Annotated in this window: 5 protein-coding genes; all 5 read left to right on the top strand. The window is 55.9% G+C overall.

The features are described 5' to 3' along the window. Positions 1-151 precede the first annotated feature (151 nt). On the top strand, positions 152-2,293 hold the full coding sequence (glgB, locus tag ACOYIE_RS07475; protein ID WP_433411939.1) for a 1,4-alpha-glucan branching protein GlgB: 2,142 nt from the start codon (positions 152-154) through the stop codon (positions 2,291-2,293). A gap of 45 nt (positions 2,294-2,338) precedes the next feature. Next, on the top strand, positions 2,339-3,550 hold the full coding sequence (locus ACOYIE_RS07470; protein ID WP_433411937.1) for a glucose-1-phosphate adenylyltransferase: 1,212 nt from the start codon (positions 2,339-2,341) through the stop codon (positions 3,548-3,550). Between the two features lie 10 nt (positions 3,551-3,560). Continuing rightward, positions 3,561-4,691, top strand: a complete 1,131-nt coding sequence (gene glgD, locus ACOYIE_RS07465) for a glucose-1-phosphate adenylyltransferase subunit GlgD (protein WP_433411934.1) — start codon at positions 3,561-3,563, stop codon at positions 4,689-4,691. 175 nt (positions 4,692-4,866) lie between these two features. Continuing rightward, complete coding sequence (gene glgA / locus ACOYIE_RS07460) at positions 4,867-6,303, top strand: glycogen synthase GlgA (RefSeq protein ID WP_433411931.1); 1,437 nt, start codon at positions 4,867-4,869, stop codon at positions 6,301-6,303. Positions 6,304-6,336: 33 nt separating this feature from the next. Continuing rightward, on the top strand, positions 6,337-7,787 hold a 1,451-nt coding region (glgP, locus tag ACOYIE_RS07455; protein WP_433411929.1), incomplete at its 3' end, for a glycogen/starch/alpha-glucan family phosphorylase.

Here is a 7,787-nt window from a genome sequence, read left to right as displayed (position 1 = left end):
GTAAAATTGCTGGACTTTTTTCGCGCAGTGATGTATACTATACCCAACTAAAGTGAGACTATCTGCTCAAAAGCAGGTGGGTGATGCGAAAACGGCACGATTTTTGCGGCATCCGGCGTGTGAGAGCAGTGAAAAGAGGGAGAGATGCGAAATGAAGAAAAAAGCCGCATCGCCGGCCTGTGAAAAGCGCAGCCAGCAGTTCTATTCCGGACGTGACTGCCGCGCGTTCGACTATATGGGCGCGCATCCGTACGAGCAGGACGGCGAGCAGGGCTATCTGTTCCGCGTGTATGCGCCGGAGGCCGAAAAAGTATCGGTTATGGGCGAATTTAACGACTGGAACAGAGAAGCAGACCCGATGGAGCGGGACGAACAGGGTATTTGGGAAAAATTTATCCCGCATGTTGCCGAATATGCCGCATATAAATATAGCGTATGGGCAAAATCGGGTGATATTTTCGATAAGTCCGACCCGTACGGCTTCCATGCGGAAACCCGCCCGGGCAACGCTTCCAAGGTTTATGATATTGAGGGCTATGAGTGGGGCGATGAGAGCTGGCTGAACTGGCGGAGCGAACACCTGCCGTATTCCAATCCGGTCAATATTTACGAGTGCCACCTCGGCTCCTGGAAGGTGCATGAGGACGGCAATTTCTACTCTTACCGCCAGCTGGCGGACGAGCTGGTGCCCTACGTCAAGGAAATGGGCTATACCCATATTGAGTTTATGCCGCTGACCGAATACCCGTTCGACGGTTCGTGGGGCTATCAGGTGATCGGCTATTTTGCCGCCACCAGCCGCTACGGCACGCCCAAGGACCTGATGTATCTGGTGGATAAGGCGCACCAGGCCGGCCTGGGCGTTATCATGGACTGGGTGCCCGCGCACTTCCCCAAGGACGGCTGCGGTTTGGTTGAGTTTGACGGCTCGCACCTGTATGAATATGCCGATCCGCTCAAGATGGAGCATAAGGAGTGGGGCACGCGCGTATTTGATTACGGCAAGGTATCCACCCGCAACCTGCTGTTCTCCTCCGCGATGTTCTGGATTGAAAAGTTCCATATGGACGGCCTGCGCGTGGACGCGGTTGCTTCCATGCTGTATCTGGACTATAACCGCCAGAACGAATGGCGGCCCAATATCCACGGCGGCCGCGAAAATCTGGAGGCGGTGGATTTCCTCCGTCTGCTCAATGAAAATATTCTGACCGCGCATCCGGATGTGATGATGATTGCCGAGGAATCGACCGCGTGGCCGATGGTGACAAAGCCGGGCTATGACGGCGGCCTGGGCTTCAACTTCAAGTGGAACATGGGCTGGATGAACGATATGCTGTGCTACTGCTCGGCCGACCCGTTCTTCCGCAAGGATATGCACGATAAGATTACCTTCTCGTTCATGTACGCTTTTTCGGAAAATTACATCCTGCCGCTCTCGCATGATGAGGTGGTGCACGGCAAGTGCTCGCTCATCGGCAAAATGCCGCCCCCGTATGAAAACCAGTTCGGCGGCCTGCGCGCGCTGTACGGCTATATGACCGCGCACCCGGGCAAAAAAATGCTGTTCATGGGCGGGGAGTTTGCACAGTTTTCCGAATGGGCTTACCAGAAGGGTCTGGACTGGATGCTGCTTGACTATCCGGCGCACCGGCAGATGCAGAACTATGTGAAGGCGCTCAACCAGTTCTATCTGTCCGCCCCGCAGCTCTGGGAGCAGGATACCGACTGGCGCGGCTTTGAGTGGATCAGCCATGAGGATAACCGCAACAACATCATCGCCTTCCGCCGCATTGCCAGGGACGGAACGGATCTGGTGGCGGTGGTCAACTTCTCGCCCGAGGTGCAGGAGCATTACCGCATCGGCGTGCCCTTTGCCGGAACATGGGAGGAGGTATTCACCTCTGACCGGACGGAGTTTGGCGGCAGCGGCGCTTCAAACGGCAAGGTGAGGACGTCTTCCAAGCCGATGCACGGGCAGGAGCAGTCCATCAGCATTCAGGTTCCCCGCTTTGGCGTATTGTTCTTCAAGGGCAAGCCGCGCGCCAAGCGCCGCACCAGGGCGGAGATTGAGGCCGCCAAAAAGCAGGCGGGCGCCGTGATCAAGGCGGATACAAAGGCGGTTGCCAAAACAGGGCAAAAGGCGGTTGCCAAAACAGGTTCCAAAGCGGTGGCTCAGGCCGGCCCGAAGGCGGTGGCAAAAACGGGCACAAAGGCGGTTGCCAAAACGGGGGAAAAGGCTGTTGCAAAGACAGGCCCGAAGGCCGTGGTCAAACAGGAAGACGCCGGTCAATAACCGGAATGATAAAAATAAAGTAAATCACATAAAGGAGAGTCATCAATGTATCGGAAAAAAGAATGCGTGGCAATGCTGCTGGCTGGCGGACGGGGCAGCCGCCTGTATGTACTGACGGATAACGTTGCCAAGCCGGCGGTGCCGTTTGGCGGCAAATACCGCATTATTGATTTCCCGCTGTCCAACTGCGTCAACTCGGGGATTGACACGGTTGGCGTGCTGACGCAGTACGAGCCGCATGTGCTGAACTCTTATATCGGCGCAGGCCAGACCTGGGACCTGGACCGTCTGCGCGGCGGCGTATATGTGCTGCCGCCGTATGAAAACAGCACGGGCACAAGCTGGTATAAGGGCACGGCCAACGCCATTTACCAGAACATCGCTTTTTTGGACGACTACGATCCGGAATATGTGCTGATTCTTTCGGGCGACCATATTTACAAGATGGATTACAACAAAATGCTGCAGCAGCACAAGGAAACGGGCGCGGACGCGACCATCGCCGTGCTGGATGTGCCGCTGGACGAGGCGTCCCGCTTCGGCATTATGAACTGCAAGCCGGACGGCACCATCTATGAGTTTGAGGAAAAGCCCAAGCAGCCCAAGTCCACGCTGGCTTCCATGGGTATTTATATCTTCACCTGGGAAAAGCTGCGCAAGTACCTGATTGACGATGAAGCGGATGAGAATTCCTCGAACGATTTCGGCAAGAACATCATTCCGGCCATGCTGAACGCGGGCGAAAAAATGGTGTCCTATCGCTTTGAGGGCTACTGGAAGGACGTTGGCACGATTGAGAGCCTGTGGGAAGCCAATATGGACCTGCTTTCCCCCAATTCCGGACTCAACCTGTCGGACGATTCCTGGAAGATTTACGGACGCGCCACCGGCTCGCCCCCGCATTTTGTGGCCAAGGGCGCCAAGGTGATTCACTCGCTGCTGAGCGAGGGCTGCGAAATCGCGGGCGAGGTCTCGGAATCCGTGCTGTTCCAGGATGTGAAAATCGCCAAGGGCGCCAAGGTGGAGTATTCCATCCTGATGCCGGGCGCCGTGGTGGAAGAGGGCGCAACCGTGCGCTACTCGATCGTGGCATCCGGTGCGGTGATTGCCAAGAACGCATCGGTCGGCGCGTGTCCGGCAGACTGCGACGCGGACAAGTGGGGCGTGGCCGTTGTGGCAAGCGGCGTGCGCATCGGTCAGGGCGCAACGCTGGCCGCGAAGGAAATGGCCGGCAGCGATCTGCCGGACGAGAAGTAAGGGGGCAGACATGATGAGAAGCGTTTTGGGCATTATTATTGCATTTGACAGCGATAACGATTTGCGGGAGATTACCGAGCACCGCACCGTGGGCGCGGTGCAGTGGGGCGGCAGATACCGCATCATTGACTTTATGCTGTCCAACATGGTAAACAGCGGCATTTACCGCGTGGGCATGCTGATGAAGGACAAGTATCAGTCGCTGATTGACCACATCGGCACGGCAAAGGACTGGGATTTGTCCCGCAAAAATTCGGGCATCACGCTGCTGCCGCCGTATTCCTATTCCAAAAAGTCCTCGCCGCTGATTACGGGCGAGTACCGCGGCAAGATTGACGCGCTGGCCGGCGCGGTCACCTTCCTGCAGAAAAACAAGGCGGATTATGTCGTCATTGCGGACGGCGATATCGTTGCCAACATTCCGCTGGACGAGGTGGTGGAGCATCATGTCAAAACGGGCGCCGACCTGACCATGGTCTGCACCAAAAAGCGCAAGGATTCCCCCTTTACCACCTATGTGGAGCTCAACCGCAAGAAAGAGGCGGTGGATATCCGCGTTGGCGATTCCAACGAGGGCAAGTGCAAGCACACGGCGCTTGGCGTATATGTGATGAGCCGCCAGTACCTCATCCACATGCTGTCGGACTGCGTTACGCACAACTGCATCCACTTTGAGCGTGAGTTTTTGTCCCGCGTGCTGATTGACGGCACGGTGAACGCATATCTGTTCAATGAATACGCCTGCAAGGTGGAGGATACTTACGATTACTTCCATTCCAACATGGATATGCTGGATAAGGACGTGCGGGACGAGGTGTTTAAGAGCTCCCGTCCGATTCTGACCCGCATCAAGGATGAAGCGCCCACCTATTACGGCGATCAGGCCGTGGTGGAAGACAGCCTGGTGGCGGATGGCTGCGTGATTGAAGGCACCGTGCAGAACAGCATCCTGTTCCGCGATGTGAAGGTGGAAAAGGGCGCGGAACTGCGCGACTGCATCATCATGGAGGGCGGCCGGATTCTGTCCGAAGCTTCGCTCCGCCATGTCATCACCGACCGCGACGTAATCATCCGCGAGGGACGCACCATGATGGGGCACGAAAACTATCCGATTACGATTGGAAAGTATGCTACCGTTTGATAAGACTTTGTTAAAAATAAGACAACTGAGCAAAAATAAGGCCGCAAAGCGAGAAATGTTCGTTGAAAATCCCAATATTGCGGCAGGGAATAATTTAGTATAATGTGAATATCGGGCGCATGGAAGCGGGAAAAGGCCTGCTTCCATGCAGCCGAATGGGGAGGAAGGGCTCTTTATGAAAATAATGTATGTTACCAGCGAATGCGCACCGTTCGTCAAAACCGGCGGTTTGGGCGACGTCGCGGGCTCGCTGCCCAAGGCGCTGGCCGCAAAGGGCCATGATGTGCGCGTATTCTGCCCGCTTTATTCCTCGATTGACGCAGGCACCCGTGAAAAGTTTTATTACCTGAAGAACGCCTATGTCCGTCTGGGCTGGCGCAACCAGTACTGCGGCATCTTCCGCTATGAAGCGGACGGCGTGACGTATTATTTTATTGACAACGAATATTACTTTGCCCGCAGCCGCACCTACGGCGAGTATGACGATGCGGAGCGCTTTGCGTATTTTTCCAAGGCCGTGCTGGAGATTCTGCCCGACCTGGACTGGAAGCCGGACGTCATCAACTGCAATGACTGGCAGACCGCGCTGGTTCCGGTGTATTACAACCTGATGTTCGCCTCCCGCCCGTTTTATGAGAATATCAAAACCGTGTTCACCATCCACAATATCCAGTATCAGGGCCGCTATGGACGTGAAATTCTGGAATATGTGCTGGGCATTGATGACGCGCACTTCCGTTCGGGCTTTATGGCGATGGACGGGGACGTCAACCTGATGAAGGCTGCCATTGTGGCCTCAACCGTGGTGACGACCGTTTCGCCCACCTACGCGGGCGAGATTCAGACCGAATACTACGGTTACCGGCTGGATTCCGTGCTGCGTATGAACAGCTATAAGCTGCACGGCATTCTCAACGGTATTGATATGGAGGGGAATAATCCGGCTACGGATACCAAGATTTTCAAGCCCTATTCGCCCGAGCATCCCGAAGGCAAGCTGGTAAACAAACTGGAACTTCTGAAGCTCTGCGGCCTGGAAGGCGATGAGAATACGCCTGTCATCGGCATTGTTACCCGCTTTGCCGACCAGAAGGGCCTGGATCTGATTGAGGCTGTGCTGCATGATATGCTGCAGGACGATATCCGCCTGATTGTGCTGGGCACGGGCGAATGGCGCTATGAGCAGATGTTCCTGGAAGCCAAGCGCCGCTATCCGGATAAGATTTCGGCGTCCATCATGTTCTCGGGCGATCTGGCCAACCGGATCTATGCCGGCTCGGATATGTTCCTGATGCCTTCCAAGTTTGAGCCGTGCGGCCTGGCGCAGATGATCGCGCTGCGCTACGGCACCATTCCGATTGTACGCGAAACCGGCGGCCTGAAGGATACGGTGCAGGCATTTGTCGATTATGCGGGCACGGGCAACGGCTTTACCTTTGCCAGCTATAATGCGCATGATATGCTGCATGTGATCCGCGAGGCCTGCGGCGTATTCCGCTACAATAAGCCCGCGTGGAAAAAGCTGATGCTGCAGGGCATGCAGTCCGATTTCAGTTGGGACCGCTCTGCTGACAAATACATTGAGGTTTACCATTCCGCCCTGGGCTGGTAAGCTGAAAAAAAGAGTGAGGAGTTAGAAGAAACCATGCCAAAGAACCATTACACCAAAACTGCGCTGAAAGAGGCCATCGCCGGCAAATTGCAGCGGCACTTCGGCCGGGAGGTCGAGGACGCCTCCAAGGAGCAGGTATATGAGGCTTGTGCGCTTGTTGTCCGTGACGCGCTGACCGAACACATGATTGAGACCCAGAATCAGGTTGAAAAATACGGAGAGCGGCAGGTGCATTATTTGTGCATGGAATTTCTGATTGGCCGCAGCCTGCGCAATAACGCCTATAACCTGGGCATGCTGGAAGCGCTTTCCGCAGCGCTTTCCGATATGGGCTATGAAATGGCCGATATCTTTGAGCAGGAAGCCGACCCCGGCCTTGGCAACGGCGGTCTGGGCCGCCTGGCCGCCTGCTATATGGACGGCATGGCCACCACGGGCGTGCGCGGCACGGGCTATACCATCCGCTATGAGCACGGCATCTTCAAGCAGAAGATTGAGGACGGCCGGCAGGTGGAACTGCCGGATTCCTGGCTGGCTTCGGGCGATGTATGGCACATTCCGGCGATGGACGACGTCCGCGAAGTCCGAATCGGCGGCCATATTGACACTTACTTTGACGAAACCGGCAAGCTGGTGGTCAAGTATCACGATTATACGCCCGTGCTGGCCGTTCCGTATGATATGCCGGTTTCCGGCTACGGCACGGACAACACCGCCCGCCTGCGCATGTGGGAGGCCAGAAGCCCGATTGCGCTGGACTATAAGCTGTTCTCCTCGGGCGAGTATCTGAAGGCGGTGGAAAAGCATGCGATGGCGGAGACCATCTCGATGATCCTCTATCCGGAGGATAACCACCGCGAGGGACAGTCCCTGCGCCTGAAGCAGCAGTACTTCCTGGTTTCTGCCACGCTGCAGGACATCTGCGCCAAGCACAAGGCCAAATACGGCATGCTGGATAACTTTGCGCACAAGCATGTGCTGCATATCAACGATACCCACCCGACGCTGGTCATTCCGGAGCTGATGCGCATCCTGATGGATGACAACAACATGAGCTGGGAACAGGCGTGGAACATCACCTCCCAGTCGGTTGCATACACCAACCACACCGTTATGCCCGAAGCGCTGGAGTGCTGGCCGGTATCGCTGATGCAGGAGCTGATGCCGCGCATCATGCAGATTATTTATGAAATCAACGAGCGCTTCTGCAAGGAACTGTGGAGATTTTTCCCGAACGACTTCCAGAGAATTTCCAAGCTGGCCATTGTTGCAAATGAAACGGTGCGCATGGCGCATCTGGCGATTGCCGGCTCGTTCTCGGTCAACGGCGTTTCCGCGCTGCATTCGGAAATCCTCAAGGAGCGCGTGTTCAACGATTTTTACAAGATCTATCCTGCCAAGTTCCGCAACGTGACCAACGGCATTGCGCACCGCCGCTGGCTGTGCGAGGCCAACCCCGCGCTGGCAGAGCTGATTGAGAGCAA

The organism is Agathobaculum sp., assembly GCF_050946325.1.
Taxonomy (GTDB): domain Bacteria; phylum Bacillota; class Clostridia; order Oscillospirales; family Butyricicoccaceae; genus Agathobaculum.
The sequence above is the reverse complement of the archived record's forward strand: the minus strand, read 5'-3'. Positions and strand labels throughout refer to the sequence as shown.

What these genes read in the sequence shown, in the direction of transcription:
- glgB (WP_433411939.1), top strand. Translation starts at nt 152, where the DNA reads ATGAAGAAAAAAGCCGCATCGCCGGCCTGTGAAAAGCGCAGCCAGCAG.
- ACOYIE_RS07470 (WP_433411937.1), top strand. Translation starts at nt 2,339, where the DNA reads ATGTATCGGAAAAAAGAATGCGTGGCAATGCTGCTGGCTGGCGGACGG.
- glgD (WP_433411934.1), top strand. Translation starts at nt 3,561, where the DNA reads ATGATGAGAAGCGTTTTGGGCATTATTATTGCATTTGACAGCGATAAC.
- glgA (WP_433411931.1), top strand. Translation starts at nt 4,867, where the DNA reads ATGAAAATAATGTATGTTACCAGCGAATGCGCACCGTTCGTCAAAACC.